20 protein-coding genes and 1 pseudogene are annotated in these 17,571 nt (G+C 72.0%); 8 read left to right on the top strand and 13 right to left on the bottom strand.

Annotation, left to right across the window (positions count from 1 at the left end):
- Positions 1–157 precede the first annotated feature (157 nt).
- Positions 158–1,939: an ABC transporter ATP-binding protein gene (locus C1J01_RS33995; RefSeq protein ID WP_111183069.1), complete on the bottom strand. Its 1,782-nt coding sequence runs from the start codon at positions 1,937–1,939 to the stop codon at positions 158–160.
- Positions 1,936–3,762, bottom strand: a complete 1,827-nt coding sequence (locus tag C1J01_RS33990; RefSeq protein ID WP_181449111.1) for an ABC transporter ATP-binding protein — start codon at positions 3,760–3,762, stop codon at positions 1,936–1,938. The genes C1J01_RS33995 and C1J01_RS33990 overlap by 4 nt, the downstream gene beginning before the upstream one ends.
- A gap of 117 nt (positions 3,763–3,879) precedes the next feature.
- Between C1J01_RS33990 and C1J01_RS33985 the strand changes: the two genes are divergently transcribed.
- Complete coding sequence (locus C1J01_RS33985) at positions 3,880–4,509, top strand: TIGR03085 family metal-binding protein (protein ID WP_220040232.1); 630 nt, start codon at positions 3,880–3,882, stop codon at positions 4,507–4,509.
- Positions 4,510–4,531: 22 nt separating this feature from the next.
- Here C1J01_RS33985 and C1J01_RS33980 read toward each other — a convergent pair whose 3' ends face one another.
- Complete coding sequence (locus C1J01_RS33980) at positions 4,532–5,164, bottom strand: MerR family transcriptional regulator (RefSeq protein ID WP_111183066.1); 633 nt, start codon at positions 5,162–5,164, stop codon at positions 4,532–4,534.
- A gap of 97 nt (positions 5,165–5,261) precedes the next feature.
- Here C1J01_RS33980 and C1J01_RS33975 point away from each other — a divergent pair, with 97 nt between their 5' ends.
- The 4 genes from C1J01_RS33975 to C1J01_RS33965 all read left to right on the top strand — a co-directional run bounded on the left by C1J01_RS33975 (position 5,262) and on the right by C1J01_RS33965 (position 8,336).
- Complete coding sequence (locus tag C1J01_RS33975; RefSeq protein WP_220040231.1) at positions 5,262–6,170, top strand: hypothetical protein; 909 nt, start codon at positions 5,262–5,264, stop codon at positions 6,168–6,170.
- Positions 6,167–6,622: an ABA4-like family protein gene (locus C1J01_RS33970; RefSeq protein ID WP_111183065.1), complete on the top strand. Its 456-nt coding sequence runs from the start codon at positions 6,167–6,169 to the stop codon at positions 6,620–6,622. The genes C1J01_RS33975 and C1J01_RS33970 overlap by 4 nt, the downstream gene beginning before the upstream one ends.
- 129 nt (positions 6,623–6,751) lie before the next feature.
- Entirely contained in the window at positions 6,752–6,913 is a 162-nt protein-coding gene (locus C1J01_RS50315; RefSeq protein ID WP_181449110.1) for a cytochrome c family protein, read from the top strand.
- A 61-nt stretch (positions 6,914–6,974) separates the two neighbouring features.
- Positions 6,975–8,336 (top strand): glutamine synthetase family protein, encoded by a 1,362-nt coding sequence (locus C1J01_RS33965; RefSeq protein ID WP_111183064.1) that lies wholly within the window; start codon positions 6,975–6,977, stop codon positions 8,334–8,336.
- 4 nt (positions 8,337–8,340) lie between these two features.
- On the opposite strand, the gene C1J01_RS33960 is transcribed toward C1J01_RS33965, so the two are convergent.
- From C1J01_RS33960 to hisD, 10 genes are all read right to left on the bottom strand, one after another.
- Positions 8,341–8,958: a TetR/AcrR family transcriptional regulator gene (locus C1J01_RS33960; RefSeq protein ID WP_111183063.1), complete on the bottom strand. Its 618-nt coding sequence runs from the start codon at positions 8,956–8,958 to the stop codon at positions 8,341–8,343.
- Between the two features lie 227 nt (positions 8,959–9,185).
- Positions 9,186–9,947: an imidazole glycerol phosphate synthase subunit HisF gene (hisF, locus tag C1J01_RS33955; RefSeq protein ID WP_111183062.1), complete on the bottom strand. Its 762-nt coding sequence runs from the start codon at positions 9,945–9,947 to the stop codon at positions 9,186–9,188.
- The gene (locus C1J01_RS33950; RefSeq protein WP_111183061.1) at positions 9,944–10,354 is read right to left on the bottom strand and encodes a Rid family hydrolase; all 411 of its coding nucleotides are present in this window, start codon (positions 10,352–10,354) and stop codon (positions 9,944–9,946) included. Before C1J01_RS33950 ends, hisF begins: the two co-directional genes overlap by 4 nt.
- A 21-nt stretch (positions 10,355–10,375) precedes the next feature.
- A complete protein-coding gene (gene priA, locus C1J01_RS33945) occupies positions 10,376–11,098 on the bottom strand; it encodes a bifunctional 1-(5-phosphoribosyl)-5-((5-phosphoribosylamino)methylideneamino)imidazole-4-carboxamide isomerase/phosphoribosylanthranilate isomerase PriA (RefSeq protein WP_111183060.1) in 723 nt (240 codons plus the stop codon).
- A complete protein-coding gene (locus tag C1J01_RS33940; RefSeq protein WP_111183059.1) occupies positions 11,099–11,428 on the bottom strand; it encodes a hypothetical protein in 330 nt (109 codons plus the stop codon).
- 52 nt (positions 11,429–11,480) lie between these two features.
- Positions 11,481–12,110 (bottom strand): imidazole glycerol phosphate synthase subunit HisH, encoded by a 630-nt coding sequence (gene hisH / locus C1J01_RS33935; RefSeq protein ID WP_111183058.1) that lies wholly within the window; start codon positions 12,108–12,110, stop codon positions 11,481–11,483.
- Between the two features lie 26 nt (positions 12,111–12,136).
- Positions 12,137–12,292: a CG2302 family histidine operon protein gene (locus C1J01_RS50310; protein ID WP_181449109.1), complete on the bottom strand. Its 156-nt coding sequence runs from the start codon at positions 12,290–12,292 to the stop codon at positions 12,137–12,139.
- Complete coding sequence (gene hisB, locus C1J01_RS33930; RefSeq protein ID WP_111183057.1) at positions 12,289–12,882, bottom strand: imidazoleglycerol-phosphate dehydratase HisB; 594 nt, start codon at positions 12,880–12,882, stop codon at positions 12,289–12,291. The genes C1J01_RS50310 and hisB overlap by 4 nt, the downstream gene beginning before the upstream one ends.
- A complete protein-coding gene (locus C1J01_RS33925; protein ID WP_111183056.1) occupies positions 12,879–13,949 on the bottom strand; it encodes a histidinol-phosphate transaminase in 1,071 nt (356 codons plus the stop codon). The genes hisB and C1J01_RS33925 overlap by 4 nt, the downstream gene beginning before the upstream one ends.
- Positions 13,946–15,262: a histidinol dehydrogenase gene (gene hisD, locus C1J01_RS33920; RefSeq protein ID WP_111183055.1), complete on the bottom strand. Its 1,317-nt coding sequence runs from the start codon at positions 15,260–15,262 to the stop codon at positions 13,946–13,948. The genes C1J01_RS33925 and hisD overlap by 4 nt, the downstream gene beginning before the upstream one ends.
- A gap of 354 nt (positions 15,263–15,616) precedes the next feature.
- Here hisD and C1J01_RS33915 point away from each other — a divergent pair, with 354 nt between their 5' ends.
- From C1J01_RS33915 to C1J01_RS33905, 3 genes and pseudogenes are all read left to right on the top strand, one after another.
- A complete protein-coding gene (locus C1J01_RS33915) occupies positions 15,617–15,802 on the top strand; it encodes a hypothetical protein (RefSeq protein ID WP_111183054.1) in 186 nt (61 codons plus the stop codon).
- 58 nt (positions 15,803–15,860) lie between these two features.
- A complete protein-coding gene (gene ligD / locus C1J01_RS33910; RefSeq protein ID WP_111183053.1) occupies positions 15,861–16,874 on the top strand; it encodes a non-homologous end-joining DNA ligase in 1,014 nt (337 codons plus the stop codon).
- A 101-nt stretch (positions 16,875–16,975) separates the two neighbouring features.
- A pseudogene (locus C1J01_RS33905) lies at positions 16,976–17,571 on the top strand (hypothetical protein); the annotation flags it as partial.

Below are 17,571 nucleotides of genomic sequence, written 5' to 3'. Positions count from 1 at the left end.
GGCGACATGCGCCCGCCCGCGGGGTTCGAGCACCGCGGGCGGGGGCTCTGGCTGACCAGCATGTTGTGCGACCACATCACGATCGTGTCGGGGCCGGGCGGCACGACCGTGACCTTCGCGACGGTGTGCGACGGCCCGGCCCCTGAGCGGTGACGCTCTAGGAACGCGCCGCCGAGACCCACGAGGCGTGCAGGTCGGCGTACACGCCCGGCTCCTTGACCAGCTCCGCGTGCGGGCCGCGCTGCACCAGCCGGCCCGCGTCGAACACCAGCACCTCGTCGGCGTTCTCCGCGGTGGACAGGCGGTGGGCGATCGAGACGGCGGTGCGGCCCCGGGTGACGCCCTCCAGGGCGCGCGCGAGGCGTACCTCGGTGGCCGGGTCGACCGCGGAGGTCGCCTCGTCCAGCAGCAGCAGGTCCGGGTCGGCGAGGTAGGCGCGGGCCAGGGCGACGAGCTGGCGCTCCCCGGCCGACAACGACTCGCCGCGCTGCCCGACCGGAGTGTCGAGCCCGGCGGGCAGCCCCTCCACCCAGTCGGCCAGGCCCAGCTCGGTCATCGCCAGCTCGATCTCCGCGTCGGTGGCCGACGGCTTGCCGTAGCGGATGTTGTCGGCGAGCGTGCCGTCGAACAGGAAGCCGTCCTGCGGCACCATGACGATGCGCTCGCGCAGGCAGGAGAAGCGCACCTGGCGCAGGTCGTGGCCGTCCACGGTGACGCGCCCGCCGACCGGGTCCATCAGCCGCGTCAGGAGCTTGGCGAACGTGGTCTTGCCCGACCCGGTCTCCCCCACCACGGCGACCCGCGTGCGCGGCGGGATCCGAAGCGTGATCTCCCGCAGCACGGGCTCGCCGCCGGGGTAGGCGAAGTGCACGTCCTCGAACGCGACCGAGATGGGACCGCGGGGCAGCTCCACGCCGCTCTCCCCCGGATCGGCCACGTCCGGCGGGGTGTCGAGGACGCCGAGGATGCGGCGCCAGCCGGCGACGGCGTTCTGCGCCTCGTTCAGCACCTCGGTGGCGGTCTGCAGCGGCGAGACGAACAACGTCACCAGGAACAGGAACGCGACCAGCTGCCCCTGCGTGATGTCGCCCGACAGACCCAGCCGCACGCCGAGCAGCACGATGCCGGCGATGGCGAGCGCGGCCACGATCTCGGTGAGCGGGAAGACGAAGCCGACGATGGTCTGCGCCCTGATCTGGGCGCTGCGGTTGGCGTTCACGGCCTTGTCGATGCGCTCGCCCGTACGGCGCTCGGAGGCGTAGGCCCGGATGACGGCGGCGCCGACGACGGACTCGCTGACCGCCGCCAGCATGTCGCCGGTGCGCTCGCGCACGAGTGTGTACGCCCGCGACAGCAGCCGCTGGAAGCGCGGCAGCGCGATCATCAGCGGGATGAAGCAGGCCCAGACCAGCAGGGTGAGCTGCCAGGAGTAGACGAACATCAGCACGGTCGCCACGAACAGCTGGCCGAGCGAGACGATGATCATCAGCCCGCCCCACTGCATGAAGGTGCTGATCTGGTCGATGTCGTTGGTGACGCGGGAGACCAGGGCGCCGCGGCGCTCGCTGTTCTGGGTGAGCACCGACAGGTCGTGCACGTGCCGGAAGCCGCGTACGCGCAGGGTGGCCAGCGAGGACTCGGTGGCCTTGTAGAGGCGGACGTTCATGAGGTAGCCGGCCAGGGCGGTGACCACGACGGCCGCGGCGCAGATCAGCACGGCGGTGGTGATGTACTCCAGGTCCGGCATGCCGGTCTTGAGCCCGGTGTCGATCGTCTGCTGCACCGCGATCGGCACGATGATCTTGCCGATGGTCGCGACGACGGCGAGGATCAGCGTGACCGCCAGACCCTTGCGGAACTCGGGGGTGAGCGACAGGCCCTGCCTGATGGTGCCCAGCGCCGAACGCTCGGCGTTGCCCTGGATGCTCTGCGCCGTCATGCGCTGACCTCTTCCTGGTCTTCCTGGTCTTCCTGGTCCACCTGGCGGGCCGGTCCGGTGACCGGTTCGGCCTCGATGGCGGCGCGCTCGGCCTCCTCACGCTCGTAGGCGGTGACCAGGTTCCGGTAGCCCGTGCAGCGCGTGACGAGCTCGTCGTGCGGCCCGCGGTCCACGACGCGGCCGTGGTCGAGGTAGACGACCTCGTCGGCGAGCGCGATCGTGGCCATCCGGTAGGCGACGACCACGACGGTGGACGCCTCGGCGGCGTCGCGCAGGCCGTACAGGATCTTGGCCTCGACCTGGGGGTCGACGCTGGAGGTGGCGTCGTCCAGGATGAGCAGGCGCGGGCGGCGGACGACCGCGCGGGCCAGGGCCAGGCGCTGGCGCTGGCCGCCGGACAGGGAGGCGCCGCGCTCGCCGACCCGCGTGTCGATGCCGGCGGACAGGCGGCCGACGAAGCCGTCGGCCTGGGCCAGGCGCAGCGCGGCCCACACGTCCTCGTCGGGGACGTCGCCGCCGAGGGTGACGTTGCCGCGCACGGTGTCGTCGAACAGGAACGTCTGCTGCGGCACCAGCGCGACCGACTCGGCGATGCCGCCGTAGGCGAGCTCGCGCAGGTCGACGCCGTCGAGCAGCACCTGCCCCGACGTGGGGTCGACGAGGCGGACGAGCAGCTGCACCAGGGTCGACTTGCCCGAGCCCGTGGGCCCGACGAGGGCGACGGTGCGCCCGGCGGGCACGTCGAAGGTGACGTCGTGCAGCACCTCGGCCTCGCCGTAGGCGTACGAGACGTCGCGGACCTCCAGTGCCGCCGGGGTGGGCGAGGCGAGGGCCTGCGAGCCGTACTCCATGGAGCCGGTCGCGTCCAGCACGGCCTGCACCCGCTGCCAGCCGACGACGCTGCGCGGCAGCTCGGCCAGCACCCAGCCGAGCGCCCTGATCGGGAAGGCGAGCAGGGTGAACAGGTACGCCACCTGCACCAGGTCGCCGGCGTCGATCGAGGACGTCGACAACCGCAGCGCGCCGACGGCCAGCACCGCGAGCACGCCGAGCGTGGGCAGCGCCTCCAGCATCGGGTCGAACAGTCCGCGCACCCGGCCGACGGCGATGTTGGCGTCGCGCAGCTCGTGGGCGCGCCGCAGGAACCGCTGGGTCTCCAGGTCCTCGCGGCCGAGGGTCTTGACGACGAGGGCGCCGTCGAAGGACTCGTGGGCGATCTCGCTGACCTCGGCGCGCAGCTGCTGGGCGCGGGTGGCGAGCGGGCTCAGCCTGCGCTGGTAGACCAGGTTCAGCACGGCGATGGCCGGGAAGATCAGGAAGCCGACCACGGCGAGCACCGTGTCGGTGAGCACCATGGCGACGGCCGCGGTGACCAGCATGACGATCACGCCGACGGCCATGGGCAGCGGGGCGAGCGGCGCCCATGCGGCCTCGGCGTCGGCGCTGGCGTTCGACAGCAGCTGGCCGGTGGGGTGACGGTGGTGCCACGACAGCGGCAGCCGCAGGTACTGCTTGGTCACGTCACGCCGCGACCTGGCCTGCATGCGGTACTGCAGGAGACCCGCGAGGATGCGCCGCCCGGCCACGCCGATCGCCTTGAGCAGCGCCGTGCCCATGATCAGCAGCGTGCCGGTCCACAGGGCGCCGTCGGCGACCCGTCCCTCGGCGAACGAGGGCAGCACCACGTTCTGCGTCGCCCAGCCCAGTGCCCAGGCCGAGGCGACGGTCATGCCCCCGTAGACGGCGCTGGACAGGACGGCCAGCGTGAATACCGCTTTCTCTGTGCGAATGGCCACCCCAAGGACGCGGAGCCCTTGACGCATCACGGCCGAGGTGACCTTGGTCGCCACGCGGTACGTTTCCTTTCGAATCTGACATTTCTACGTATGTCCCTATCACGACTGATCATCCTGTTATTCCCCACAGGTAGGGTTGACTACGTGACTCACGCTCGTGGCGAACGCACCGCGCTCTGCGACCTGCTCGACCGGCTCGGCCCGGACGCGCCCACCCTGTGCGCGGGCTGGACCACCGCCGACCTGGTCGCCCACCTCGTCGTACGCGAGCGCAGGCCCGACGCCATGCCCGGCATCGCGCTCAAACCGCTGGCCGGCTACACCGCCTCCGTGCAGCGGCGCATGAAGACCGGCCACCCCTACGCCGAGCTGGTCCGCCTCGCGCGCACGCCCGGTGGCGTCTACGGCCTGGTGCCGGCGCTCGACGAGGCCGTCAACACGCTGGAGCTGTTCGTCCACCACGAGGACGTGCGCCGGGCCCAGCCGTCGTGGGAGCCCCGCGAGCTGCCCGCCGACCTCGACCTGCTCATCTGGAAGCGGGTCTCGGCCGGCGCCCGCCTGATGCTGCGCAAGGCGCCGGTCGGCGTGGTGCTGCACCGGCTCGGCGGCGGTGTGGCGCTCGGCGGGCCCCGTGGCGGCGCCCGGGTCGAGGTGACCGGCCGGTCCGGGGAGCTGCTGATGTTCTGCTTCGGCCGTCAGGCGCACGCCAGGGTGGACCTCACCGGCGACCCCGGCGACATCAGCCGGCTGCGAGAGGCGTCCCTCGGCGTCTGAGCCCCGCGCCGGGTGATGCCGGCTAACGCGCCGGGCGGGTGTACATGCGCTCGCTGATGGAGGCCTGCGCCAGCCGGCGCAGCGCGGCGATGAGCGTGTCGCCCACCGAGGTGCCGACGACCACGATCTCCACCGCGCGCTCGCGGTCGCTCACGTCCGGGCCGAGCAGGCGCAGGTCCGCCTCGGCGGCCTTCTCGGCCGCGTCGGCGTAGGCGTCCACTTCGTCGATCATGTCGTGGTAGCCGACCTCCTCGAGGGTGGCCAGGACCCCCACGGCCGTGCGGTAGGCGGGGTCGTCGGGCCCGATCCGCCAGCCGCGCCGCACCAGCAGGTCGCGCAGGCGCCGCTCGGCCTCGTCCCTGGTCGGGCCGGGACGCGCCTCCCGCTGCTGCGTCACGGTCTTCTGCGCCGCGCCGAGCAGGTCGAACTCCTCCAGCCGCGGATTGTCGATCTGCGCCATCAGGTCGCGGATGACGGAGATGGACAGGCCGCCGTACTCGACGAGCGCCCGCACGAGACGGAGCCGGCGTACGTGCCGCTCGCCGTAGTCGGCCTGGTTGCGGCCGGTCGGACGGCCCGGGCTCACCAGTCCCTCGCGCATGTAGTACTTGATCGTGGGCACCGGGATCCCGGTCGTCTCGCTCAGCTCCGCCATCCGCACGTTTCACGTCTCCTCTCTTGCCGTACGTCGATAGCTTAGCTATAGATAGTGATAAGTAGTACTATCCACTATCGATCGAAAGTCGGCCCCCATGTCGTCCTGGCACCGCCCGCTCATGCTCTTCACCGCCGCGATGGCCGCGCTGAGCGTCGTCTTCCTCGCGCTCGTTCTCCTGGACCCGCGCACCCTCGACGGCTTACCGATCTGGGTCAAACCGCTGAAGTTCGCGGTCTCCTTCGCCCTCTACTCCTTCACCTGGGCCTGGCTGCTCTCACTGCGCCACCGCGCCGGACGGGTGAGCTGGTGGATGGGCACCGTCCTGGTCGCGGCCGGCCTCACCGAGGTCGTGCTGATCACCTTCCAGGCCGCCAGGGGCCGCCACAGCCACTTCAACGTCTCCACGCAGCTCGACGCGGCGATCTGGATCGCCATGGGCGTGACCATCGGCCTGCTCATGATCGCCAACCTCATCGCCGCGATCCTCGTGATCGCCGAACGCCAGACCGACCGGGTCAACACCTGGACCGTACGGATCGGGCTGGTCATCTCCACGCTCGGCGTCTCCTCCGGCGCCCTCATGGTGACCGGCGTGCCCGGCCAGACCTGGGCGGAGACCTTCGCCGGAGCCCACAGCGTGGGCGTCGCCGACGGCGGCCCCGGACTGCCGCTGGTCGGATGGAGCACCGTGGGCGGCGACCTGCGCGTCGCGCACTTCGTCGGCATGCACGCCCTGCAGCTGCTGCCCCTGTTCGCGATGTTGCTCGCCGCGTTGTCGGCCCGGTGGGCCGTGCTGCGCGGCGAGGAGGTCAGGGCCCGGCTCGTGGTGGTCGCGGGGCTGGCCTACGCCGGGCTGTTCCTGCTCGTGCTCTGGCAGGCGCTGCGCGGGCAGCCGCTGATCCGTCCCGACGCCCTGACGCTGGCCGCCCTCGGCGCGCTCGTCGTCGCGGCCCTCGGCGGGGCCGCCACCGCGCTGCGCCGCCGGCAGGAGGTCGCCCGGTGAGCGCGTTCCTGTTCGACCTCGCCTTCTACGTCGCCGCGCCGTTCTGGGCGATGATGATCCTGGCGCCCACCTGGCGGGTCACCCGCCGCGTCATCGGCTCGCCGCTGATCGTGCTGCCGGCGGTGGCCGTCACCCTGGTGCTGCTCGTGCCGCGGCTCGGCGCGGTCTGGCCGGTGGTGTCGCGGCCGTCACTGGAAGGTCTGGAATCGCTCACCTCCGACCCCGGCGCGCTGGCCGCGCTCTGGGCACAGATCATCGCCTGGGACCTGTTCCTGGGGCGGTGGATCTACCTCGACAGCCGCGAGCGGAACGTCCACCCCCTGCTCATGGCCCCGTTGCTCGTCCTGACCGTCTTGTTGTCGCCGATCGCCCTGCCGATCTATCTCCTCGTACGGCTCGCGCCCTGGCCGCGCCGGGCCGGAAATCCCGGCGAGACAGGCGCTCAGCGGTGACCACGAGCCCGTACCATGGCTTAGGAAACAAGCCCCCCGGTTAGGATCATGAACATCTTCATAGAAGATGCCTAGGGATCGCCCAGATTCGGGTATATACGGCTGGGAATGGACTGCAGGAGGCCCCCCATGCAGGTCAAGAAGGTGCTCACCTACGTGGCCGTCGCGTTTGTGATCTTCTATCTGTTCACCCGGCCGGCCGAAGCCGCCGACGCGGTCAACGGTGTGTTCGCGGGAATCTTCGCGGGAGCGGATCGGTTGGCCGTGTTCTTCTCCAGTGTTCTGAACTGACCGCCGCTCCTGTCCGCGTCCGGTGCTTCCCCGCGGTGCCGGAACGTGTTACGCAGACAGGATGAGAGATCGCCCCAGCGTCACCAAGATCAATCAGCTCGACCCCAACGTCCGGCGCATCCTGGAGCGTGCCGAGCTCGAAGGCGTCGAGCTGATCCGGTTCCTGTACGCCGACCACGGCGGCGTGATCCGCGGCAAGGCCGCGTCCCGGTCACGGCTCGCCGAACGGCTCGGCACGGGCATCGGTCACACGGTGGCCATGATGGCGATGAACATGCTCGACCAGCTCCAGGACGTCGAGCATCTGGGTCCGGTGGGCGAGGTGCGCATCGTCCCCGACCCCGCCACGTACGTCCCGCTGCCCTACGCCCCGGGCGCGGCCGCGATGCTGTCCGACCTGCGGCAGCAGGACGGCGCACCGTGGGGCGCCTGCCCGCGGACGTTCCTGAAGGACGCGATCGACGAGCTCGCCGGCGAGGGCTACGCGCTGGTCGCCGCGTTCGAGCCGGAGTTCACCCTCGGCCGGCGGCTGCCCGACCCGGCCGGCGGGCCCGACCGGCTGGTGCCGATCGACGACTCCCTGTGTTACGCCGCCACCGGCTTCGACACCGCGCACGACTACACGATCAAGCTGGTCCGCGCCCTGGAGACCCAGGGCCTGCGGGTCGAGCACTACCACCCCGAGCTGGGGCCCGGCCAGCAGGAGCTGTCGGTGCGTCACGCCCCCGCGCTGCGCGCCGCCGACAACCACGTGATCTACCGCGAGACCGTGCGCGGCGTGGCCCTGCGCATGCAGATGTGGGCCTCACTCGCCCCCAAACCGCTGGCCGACCAGGCCGGCAACGGCGCCCACCTGCACCTGTCGCTCTGGCGTGACCAGCACAACGTCTTCGCCGACGACGGCGCGGCGCGCGCCGGCTTCATCGGCGGCCTGATCGCCCACCTGCCCGCGCTGACCGCGCTGACGTGCGGCAGCGTCAACAGCTTCCGCCGCCTGGCGCCCCGCACCTGGGCTAGCGCCTACGCCGTCTACGGCCCCGACAACCGCGAGGCCGCGATCCGCCTGTGCTCCCCGCTGGGCGAGAGCGGCGAGCCGAACCTGGAGCTGAAACCGTCCGACTCCTCGGCCAACCCCTACCTGTCGCTCGGCGCCGTCATCCACGCGGGACTCGACGGCATCCGGCGGGGGCTCGACCCGGGCGAGCCGGTGGACGTCGACCCCGACACGCGGCCGGGCCGCTATCCGCGGCTGCCGGCCTCGCTGGACGAGGCGCTGGACGCGCTGGAGGCCGACGAGGTGCTCATGGAGGCGCTGGGGCCGCTGCGGCGCACGGCGTACCTGGCCGTCAAACGGTCGGAGGCGGCCGCGTTCGCCGCCAACGACGTCTCCTTCGAGCTCTTCCACCACCTGCGGGTCTTCTGAACGGTCAGGGCGCCGGGCGGCGGAAGGCGCCGTACCACCACAAGGAGGCGAGTTCGCGGGCGAACGCCTGGTCGCCGCTGCCGTCGTCGACCTGGATGTGGTGGGCGATGGCCGACTCGCCACCCCAGACGATCACGCGGCCGGCCGCCTCCACGGAGACGCCGCCGATCGTCCGGCCCTGCGACTGCTCCGCCAGCAGGGCCTGTGCGACCTTGGCCTCGAAGGCGTCCAGGTCGGAGGAGTAGAAGTCGCGGATGCCGCTGTCGTACGCCGCCGCCTCGGTGATCGCGAGCAGCACCGCGGAGTGTTTGCGGTGGAACGCGATGGATTCGGCGAACGTGGCCGCGAGCCCCTCGACGCCGTCGCCGGGCTCCCACCGGCCGGCGATCTCCAGCAGGTCCTGCCGCAGCGTGCCCGCCAGGCGGGCGAGGATGTCTGTCTTGTCGCGGAAGTGCACGTAGAACGTCGAGCGCGCGATGCCGGCCTCCTCGAGGATCCTGGCCACGCTGATCTCGGTGTATTTCATGCCCTCGGCCAGCAGCCGCTCCACCGCGGCGAGCACCCGCGCGTCCAGAGCGGCACGACGGTCCCCGCCACTGCGGCTCCTGGTGATCGAAGGCATGGGCCAATCCTAGAGTTCTCGCGCCGGCCAACTGGTCGAACATCGTGTACGGACACAGTGTGCGATTCCGGCTGGTGGTCGTCACCACGCACCGGGGAGGGCGCGGCATCCGGGCCGCGCCCACCGGCAGCGAGGAGAGCCGTGCAGGAGGATTTCCGGGCCAACCGGCTCTCCGCCAACGCGTGAGAAGAGAAGCCTCCAACAGGGGCGGAGGCTTCTCTTCTCGCTCAGCGGACGGGGTGACCCGCCATCCGCAGCGTCTCCTTGACCTCGGAGATCTTCAGCGTGCCGAAGTGGAACACGCTGGCCGCGAGAACGGCGTCGGCGCCCGCGGCCACGGCCGGCGGGAAGTGCTCCAGCCGTCCCGCGCCGCCGCTGGCGATCACCGGCACCCGCACGGCCGCCCGGACCGCGCGCAACATCTCCAGGTCGTAGCCGTCGAGCGTGCCGTCGCCGTCCATGGAGTTGAGCAGGATCTCGCCCACGCCCAGCTCCTCACCGCGCGCGGCCCACTGCACCGCGTCGATCCCGGTGCCGCGCCGGCCACCGTGGGTGGTCACCTCGAACCCGCTCGGGGTGCCCGGCGCCCGCCGGGCGTCCACCGACAGCACGACGCACTGCGCGCCGAACCGCTTGGACGCCTCGGTGAGCAGCTCCGGCCGCGCGATGGCCGCGGTGTTCAGCGACACCTTGTCGGCGCCCGCGCGCAGCAGCCGGTCGACGTCGTCGACCGACCGCACGCCGCCGCCGACGGTGAGCGGGATGAACACCTGCTCGGCCGTCCTGCGCACCACGTCGAGCATGGTCTCGCGCTCGCCGGAGGACGCCGTGATGTCGAGGAAGGTGAGCTCGTCGGCGCCCTCCGCGTCATAGCGCCTGGCCAGCTCGACGGGGTCGCCCGCGTCGCGCAGGTTCTCGAAGTTGACGCCCTTGACGACCCGTCCGGCGTCCACGTCGAGACAGGGAATGACTCTTACCGCCACACTCATGCTCGCAGTGCCTCGATCTCGATCTCGACCAGCATGCGCGGGTCGATCAGCCCGGCCACCCGCACTCCTGTGCAGGCCGGGCGTACCTTGTGGAAGACGTCGTGGATGGCGCGCCCGACCGGGTCGAAGTCGCGGTGTTCCACCACGTAGTAGCGGACCATGACGACGTCCTCGCGCGTCAGGCCGCCCATCATCACGGCCTCGAGCGCGATCTCCATCGCGGTCAGGCTCTGCCGGTAGGCGTCGCCGATGTGGCGCACCTCTCCGTCGACCGTGGCCGTGCAGCCGGACACGATCACCCGGCCGCCCACGACCACCGCGCGGGCGTAACCGTACTTCTCCTCCCAGATGCCGCCAGAGAACACCCGGTAGCCGGTGCTCTCCATGCCGACCCCACTCAGGCTCATTTCGCCCCCTCCCGGCCAGGACTACACGCGTACCGCGGCAAGCGCGTCTTCCAACGTGAACGCGTGAGCGTACAGCGCCCTGCCCACGATGGCGCCCTCCACTCCGTCGGGGACGAGAGAAGCGAGTGCGACCAGGTCATCGAGGCTGGAGACGCCTCCGCTGGCCACCACGGGCTTGTCGGTACGGGCGCAGATGCGGCGGTACAGGTCGAGGTTGGGGCCCTGCAGCATGCCGTCCTTGGTCACGTCGGTGACGACGTAGCGGGGGCAGCCGTCGGACTCCAGCCGGTCGAGGACCTCCCACAGGTCGCCGGCGTCCTGGGTCCAGCCACGGGCGGCCAGCGTGTCGCCGCGCACGTCGAGCCCGACCGCGATCCGGTCGCCGTGCTCGGCGATGATCTTGCGGCACCAGTCGGGCTTCTCCAGCGCCGCGGTGCCGATGTTGACCCGGCGGCAGCCGGTGGCCAGCGCGGCGGCCAGGGAGTCGTCGTCGCGGATGCCGCCGGACAGCTCCACGTCGACGTCGAGCTTGCCGATCACCTCGGCGAGCAGCTCCCGGTTGCTGCCCCGGCCGAAGGCGGCGTCGAGGTCGACCAGATGGATCCACTCGGCCCCGGCCTCCTGCCAGGCGAGCGCGGCGGCCATCGGCTCGCCGTAGCCGGTCTCGGTGCCGGCCTCCCCTTGCACCAGGCGCACGGCCTGGCCGTCGACCACGTCGACGGCGGGCAACAACACGAGTGACATTCAGGTCCTCCGGTCGAAAGCGAGGGTCACCACAACGGGTACGAGCAGCAGGGAGAAGACCAGGACGGCGAGGCTCACCGGCAGGGAGCCCCACACCAGCCAGACGAGCACCTGCACGAGTACGAAGGCCAGCGCCACGACCGCGTTCTGGGCGCGCTGGCGGCGGGCGAGCAGGCCGCGCTGGCGGACGTACCGGACCGGGCGCGGCGTCAGGCGGGCGAGCAGCGCACGGCGGCGCGCCGAACGGGCCTGCCGCTCCTCGTTGGCGCGGATCGCGCGCGCCCGCTCGGCCTCGCGCTCGGCGCGCCTGCGCGCGCGCTCCTTGCTCACGGATCCTCCCTCAGGCCGGCCCGGCGGGCGCGTGTGCCCACGCGCCCGGCGCTCACAACGACGAGACCCAGTTCTTCAGCAGCCTGGCGCCGGCGTCGCCGGACTTCTCGGGGTGGAACTGGGTGGCCGACAGGGGGCCGTTCTCCACGGCGGCCACGAACGGCACGCCGTGCTCGGCCCACGTGACCAGCGGCTCGCTGAAGCCGTCGCCGGTGCGCAGCTCCCACTCGCGCACGCCGTAGGAGTGCACGAAGTAGAAGCGGGTCGCCGCGTCGAGCCCGTCGAACAGCACGCTGCCGGCGGGCGCCTTGACGGTGTTCCACCCCATGTGGGGCAGCACGGGCGCGTCGAGTCGTTCGACCGTGCCCGGCCACTCGCCGCAGCCCTCGGTCTCGACGCCGTGCTCGACGCCGCGGGCGAACAGGATCTGCATGCCGACGCAGATGCCGAGCACCGGGCGGCCGCCGGCCAGCCGGCGGCCGATGATCTGCTCGCCCCGGACGGCCTTGAGCCCCTTCATGCACGCCTCGAACGCGCCCACGCCCGGCACGACCAGCCCGTCGCACTCGAGCGCCGCCGCGAAGTCGGACGTCACGGTCACGTCGGCGCCGGTCCTGGCCAGGGCGCGCTCGGCCGAGCGCAGGTTGCCCGAGCCGTAGTCGAGCACCACCACGCGTTTCATCGGTCACTCACCGCCCTTCTCTTCGTTCACCACCACAGCACCCCCGCCGTGACCGCCAGCACCGCGCCGAGGGCGCAGACGGCGGCACCGATCTTGATGCCCTGTTTGATCAAGGAGAACACGCCCCCGGCGAGGAACAGCCCGATGAAGACCATCACCCCGGCGAGAAGGTTGTCGGTCACAGGACGCCCTTGGTGCTCGGCACGCCCGTGGCCCGCGGGTCGAGCTCGGACGCCTCGCGCAGCGCCCGCGCCAGCGCCTTGAACTGGGCCTCCACGATGTGGTGGGCGTTGCGGCCGTACGGGACGTGAACGTGCAGGCAGATCGCGGCCTGGGCGACGAACGACTCGAGGATGTGGCGGGTCATCGTCGTGTCGTAGTCGGGGCCGATCATCGGCGCCATGCCCTCGGGCTCGTGGTGGACGAGGTAGGGGCGGCCGGACAGGTCGACGGTGACCTGGGCGAGCGACTCGTCGAGCGGGCACGACGCATTGCCGAACCGCCTGATGCCCGACTTGTCGCCCAGCGCCTCGCGGAACGCCGCACCCAGGGCGATCGCGGTGTCCTCGATCGTGTGGTGGGAGTCGATGTGCAGGTCGCCCTCGGTCTTGACGGTCAGGTCGAACAATCCGTGCTTGCCGAGCTGGGCCAGCATGTGGTCGTAGAAGCCGACCCCGGTGGACACCTCGACCCGGCCGGTGCCGTCGAGACCGACCTCGACCAGGACCGAGGTCTCCTTCGTGACGCGCTCGACGCGGCCTACGCGACTCACAGGACTCCTTCCAGGGCGGCGCGGAAGGCCGCCATCTCCTCACCGGTGCCGATCGACACCCGCAGCCATTCGGGCGGGCCCACCTCGCGGATGAGCACGCCGCACTCCAGCATCGACTCCCACACCGCGCGCCGGTCGGGGAAGCGCCCGAACAGCACGAAGTTGGCGTCGGAGTCGGCCACCTCCAGGCCCTTGGACCGCAGCCAGGCGACCGTGGCGTCACGCTCGCGCCGCAGCTCGCCGACCGTGCCGAGCAGCTCCTCGCGGTGGCGCAGCGCCACCCGCGCCGCCGCCTGCGTGATGGTCGACAGGTGGTACGGCAGCCGCACCAGCAGCAGCGCCTGCACCACCGCCGGGTGGGCGGCCAGGTAGCCCAGCCGGGTGCCGGCCATGGCGAACGCCTTGGACATCGTGCGGGTGACGATGAGCCGCGGGTGGCCGGGCAGCAGCGTCAGCGCCGACGGCGTGCCGGCGCGGGCGAACTCGAAGTAGGCCTCGTCGACCACGACCATGCCGGGCGCCGCGGCGACGACCGCCTCGATCGTCTCCGGCGGCAGCGCCGTGCCCGTCGGGTTGTTGGGCGAGGTCAGGAAGACGATGTCGGGGCGGTGCTCCTCGATCGCCGCGGTCGCCTTGCCGGGGTCGAGGGAGAAGTCCTCCTCCCGGCTCGCGTGGATCCACTCGGTGTTGGTGCCCGTGGTGATGATCGGGTGCATCGAGTACGACGGCTCGAACCCCATGGCGGTGCGGCCGTAACCGCCGAACGCCTGGAGGATCTGCTGGAGCACCTCGTTGGAGCCGTTGGCCGCCCACACCTGCTCGGTGGTCAGGCCGTGGCCGAGGTAGGCGGCCAGCTCGGCGCGCAGCGCGACGGCGTCGCGGTCGGGGTAGCGGTTGAGCTCGCCCGCCTGCGCCCCGATCTCGGCCGCCAGGTCGGCGACCAGCTCGGGCGAGGGCGGGTAGGGGTTCTCGTTGGTGTTGAGGCGCACCGGGACGTCGATCTGGGGCGCGCCGTAGGGGGTCTTGCCGCGCAGGTCGTCGCGGATGGGCAGGTCGTCGAGGTTCACGAGCTCTCCGTCGGCACTCGCCAGTCGAATCGGGCGCGGATCGCGGCGCCGTGGGCGGGCAGGTCTTCGGCGTCGGCCAGCACCGACACGTGAGCGGCCGCCTGGGCGAGCGCCTCGCGGGAGTAGTCGACCACGTGGATCCCGCGCAGGAACGACTGCACCGACAGGCCGCTGGAGTGGCAGGCGCACCCGCCCGTGGGCAGCACGTGGTTGGAGCCGGCGAGGTAGTCGCCGAGCGAGACCGGCGCGTACGTCCCCACGAAGATCGCGCCCGCGTTGCGCACCCGCGCCGCCACGGCCGCCGCGTCGGCGGTGTGGATCTCGAGGTGCTCGGCGGCGTAGGCGTCGACGACCTTGAGGCCGTCGTCGAGCGAGCTCACCAGCACGATGCCGGACTGCCGGCCGCTCAGCGCCTCGGTGATGCGCTCGGAGTGGCGGGTGGCCGAGACCTGGCCGGGCAGCTCTTTCTCCACCGCGTCGGCCAGCTCGGGGCTGGTGGTGACCAGCACGGCGGCGGCGATCGTGTCGTGCTCGGCCTGGCTGATCAGGTCGGCGGCGACGTGGACCGGGTCGGCCGTCTCGTCGGCCAGGATGGCGATCTCGGTCGGGCCCGCCTCGGAGTCGATGCCGATGCGGCCCTTGAGCAGCCGCTTGGCCGCCGCCACCCAGATGTTGCCGGGGCCGGTCACCATGGTGGCCGGCGCGCACTCCTCGGTGCCGTAGGCGAACATGGCCACGGCCTGCGCCCCGCCCACGGCGTAGACCTCGTCGACGCCGAGCAGCGCGCACGCGGCCAGGATCGTCGGGTGCGGCAGGCCGTCGAACTCCTTCTGGGGCGGGCTGGCCACGGCCAGCGAGGCGACGCCCGCCTCTTGGGCCGGGACGACGTTCATCACGACGCTGGAGGGGTAGACCGCGCGCCCGCCAGGGACGTAGAGGCCGACGCGGTCGACCGGGACCCACCGCTCGGTGACGGTGCCGCCGGGCACGACCTGTGTGGTGACGTCGGTGCGGCGCTGGTCGCGGTGGACCAGCCGGGCCCGCCTGATCGACTCCTCGAGCGCGGCCCGCACCTGGGGGTCGAGCTCGGCGAGCGCCCGCTCGACGGCCTCGGCGGGCACGCGGGCGGAGGCGACGTCGACACCGTCGAACTTGGCGGTCAGCTCCCGTACGGCCGCCGCCCCGCGATGGCGTACGTCGTCACAGATGGGCCGCACCTTCTCCAGGGCGGCCTCGACGTCGAGCTCGGCGCGGGGCAGCACGTCGCGCAGGTCCGCAGGCAGGGAACCGCGCATGTCAATACGGGAAATCACCCTCACAGTCTACGGAGTCCACGCCCTGCGTCTCGTTCTGTCCACTATCCGGACCGCGTCGCGAAGGGGGGAGCGGCCGCGGGGGCGGCGCTCGCCGACACACGCCCGCGCGGCCGCCCTCGCCCCGGACCGGGCCTGCCGGGGCGTTGCCATGGCCGTCACGGGGGGTACGGCCACGGCCGGGGAAAGCCTGGGCCGTCACCTCTGCCCGTGTTGTCCGGGAACTAACGCCCTGTACCAAGAAAAACTTTGAGTAGTCAAAAGCTAACCATACGCGTGATTTGCGGCTTCCGCGTGTCAGGCTCATGTCCGATTAATACCGTTTTGCGCCATTTGGCGATTAACCTTGCCGCCATGGGACGGTGGCGCGGGCCCGGCGGCCTCGTGGTGGAGGTGATCATCCTGGACGATCGCCCCCTGCTGCGCGTCTGCCACCACGTCAACGGCCGGACCTACCTGCGCGGCTACTGCGCCACCGTCGCCGAACTACGCGAACACGGTGTGGATCTGGCCGAACTGGTAGAAGACGGGGCGCTTTGACCATCTGCAGACCCGGGCCGGCCACTGCCGATCCGCCCCCGGGGGTACGCCCTGCACCATGGTGCGGCTGCCCGCCTACTCTCCGATGCTCGCCCAGCTCGGCACCCTGAGCTCCGTGCAGGGGCCCGGCTGGGCCGTGGAGATGAAGTGGGACGGCGTGCGCGCCCTGGCCTACGTCGAGGACGGCGCCGTACGGCTGCTGTCGCGCAACAACAGGGACATCACCGCCGCCTATCCCGAGCTGCAGCTCATGGCCGGCGCCACCGGCGGGCACGCGGCCGTCATCGACGGCGAGGTCGTGGCCTTCGACGACGCCGGGCGGCCCAGCTTCGAGGCGCTGCAACCGCGGATGCACCAGCGCCACCCGGCGGCCGTGGCGCGGCTGGCCAGGACGGTGCCCGTGACGTTCATGGCGTTCGACATCCTGCACCTGGACGACGGGAGCACGGTCTCCCGGCCGTACACCGAGCGCCGGGAGCTGCTGGAGGGCACGCTGACGCCCGGCTACCGGTGGCAGGTGCCCGTCTGGTTCAGCGGGCAGGCCGAGCGGGCGTTCGACTCCTCCCGGCAGCTCGGGCTGGAAGGCGTGGTGTGCAAGCGGATGAGCTCCCCCTACCGGCCGGGCCGGCGCAGCGCCGAATGGACCAAGGTCAAGAACGTCAGCGCGGTCGAGGTCGTGATCGGCGGCTGGAAGCCCGGCGGCGGGCGGCGTACGGGCATGATCGGCTCGCTCCTGCTCGGCGCGTACGACCCGCGCGGGCGGCTGCGCTACGTCGGGCACGTCGGCACCGGCTTCACCCAGGCCGTGCTGCGCGACCTGGGCGAGCGCCTCGCGCCGCTGGAGCGTGGGGAGCCGCCGTTCGACGAGCCGGTGCCGCGCGAGCACGCCCGCGACGCGCACTGGGTGGAGCCGCGGGTGGTCGGCGAGGTGCAGTACGCCGAGGTCACCGGCGACGGGCGGCTGCGCCATCCCTCGTGGCGGGGGCTGCGGCCCGACCGGGAGCCGTCGGAGGCGAGCACGGAGGAGATCCTGCCGCCCGGCCGCCACGAGGGCGGCGCCGCCGCCGGCTGAATCACGACACGAGACCCCTGACTACACTTCGCACTCAAATCGTGACTTAGAGTGACAGAGGGCTATCGAGCTGTTTGGGGGACATTGTGCGGAGAACTTTGGTGACCACCCTGGCCGCGCTGGCCGGCCTCGCCTTCGCCCCGCCGGCGACGGCCGACCGGCCGCCGGCCCCCGGGCCGGTGCGGGCCGGCGCGGCGGACCCGGACCCGTCGGGCGGGCTGCTCGGGCGCGACCCCTGGTGGGGGGCCGAGTCGTCGCCGCTCATGCGTCCGGAGCGCGCGGTGCGTTACTGGACCCCCGGCAAGCAGGCCAAGGCCAGCCCCGTCGACCTGCCGCGCAGCGCGCCGTCCCCGCACGGCGGCGCGCGCTCGGCCCGGCCGTACAGCGTGCCCACGGCCAAGCGCCTCACCCCCGGCGGCGACGACAACGGCTACGCCCGCGTGCCCCGGCCGTACACGGGGGCGGCCAACAGCCGCATCAGCGGCCGGCTGTTCTTCGTCAACGCCTTCGGGCAGGGCGACTCCTGCAGCGCCTCCGTCGTGCGCTCGGCCACCGGACTGCTCATCGTCACCGCCGCCCACTGCGTCTACGGCGTCCCCCCGGGCTCGGTGGTCGGCCGGTGGCACAGCAACTTCGCGTTCGTGCCCGCCTACGACGGGCGGGCCGAGAGCGTGCGGCGGCGCGAGCCGTACGGGCG

The sequence above is a fragment of the Nonomuraea aridisoli genome (assembly GCF_003236395.1).
GTDB classification, from domain to species: Bacteria; Actinomycetota; Actinomycetes; order Streptosporangiales; family Streptosporangiaceae; genus Nonomuraea; species Nonomuraea aridisoli.
This window is presented reverse-complemented; position numbering and strand designations above follow the sequence as displayed.

Excerpts from the sequence above, each read along its gene's own strand:
- C1J01_RS33995 (WP_111183069.1), bottom strand. The coding sequence starts at position 1,939 with ATGACGGCGCAGAGCATCCAGGGCAACGCCGAGCGTTCGGCGCTGGGC.
- C1J01_RS33915 (WP_111183054.1), top strand. The coding sequence starts at position 15,617 with ATGGGACGGTGGCGCGGGCCCGGCGGCCTCGTGGTGGAGGTGATCATC.
- hisH (WP_111183058.1), bottom strand. The coding sequence starts at position 12,110 with ATGAAACGCGTGGTGGTGCTCGACTACGGCTCGGGCAACCTGCGCTCG.
- C1J01_RS33980 (WP_111183066.1), bottom strand. The coding sequence starts at position 5,164 with ATGGCGGAGCTGAGCGAGACGACCGGGATCCCGGTGCCCACGATCAAG.
- C1J01_RS50315 (WP_181449110.1), top strand. The coding sequence starts at position 6,752 with ATGCAGGTCAAGAAGGTGCTCACCTACGTGGCCGTCGCGTTTGTGATC.
- priA (WP_111183060.1), bottom strand. The coding sequence starts at position 11,098 with ATGTCACTCGTGTTGTTGCCCGCCGTCGACGTGGTCGACGGCCAGGCC.
- C1J01_RS33975 (WP_220040231.1), top strand. The coding sequence starts at position 5,262 with ATGTCGTCCTGGCACCGCCCGCTCATGCTCTTCACCGCCGCGATGGCC.
- hisF (WP_111183062.1), bottom strand. The coding sequence starts at position 9,947 with ATGAGTGTGGCGGTAAGAGTCATTCCCTGTCTCGACGTGGACGCCGGA.
- C1J01_RS33965 (WP_111183064.1), top strand. The coding sequence starts at position 6,975 with ATGAGAGATCGCCCCAGCGTCACCAAGATCAATCAGCTCGACCCCAAC.
- C1J01_RS33960 (WP_111183063.1), bottom strand. The coding sequence starts at position 8,958 with ATGCCTTCGATCACCAGGAGCCGCAGTGGCGGGGACCGTCGTGCCGCT.
- C1J01_RS33950 (WP_111183061.1), bottom strand. The coding sequence starts at position 10,354 with ATGAGCCTGAGTGGGGTCGGCATGGAGAGCACCGGCTACCGGGTGTTC.
- ligD (WP_111183053.1), top strand. The coding sequence starts at position 15,861 with ATGGTGCGGCTGCCCGCCTACTCTCCGATGCTCGCCCAGCTCGGCACC.
- C1J01_RS33990 (WP_181449111.1), bottom strand. The coding sequence starts at position 3,762 with ATGCGTCAAGGGCTCCGCGTCCTTGGGGTGGCCATTCGCACAGAGAAA.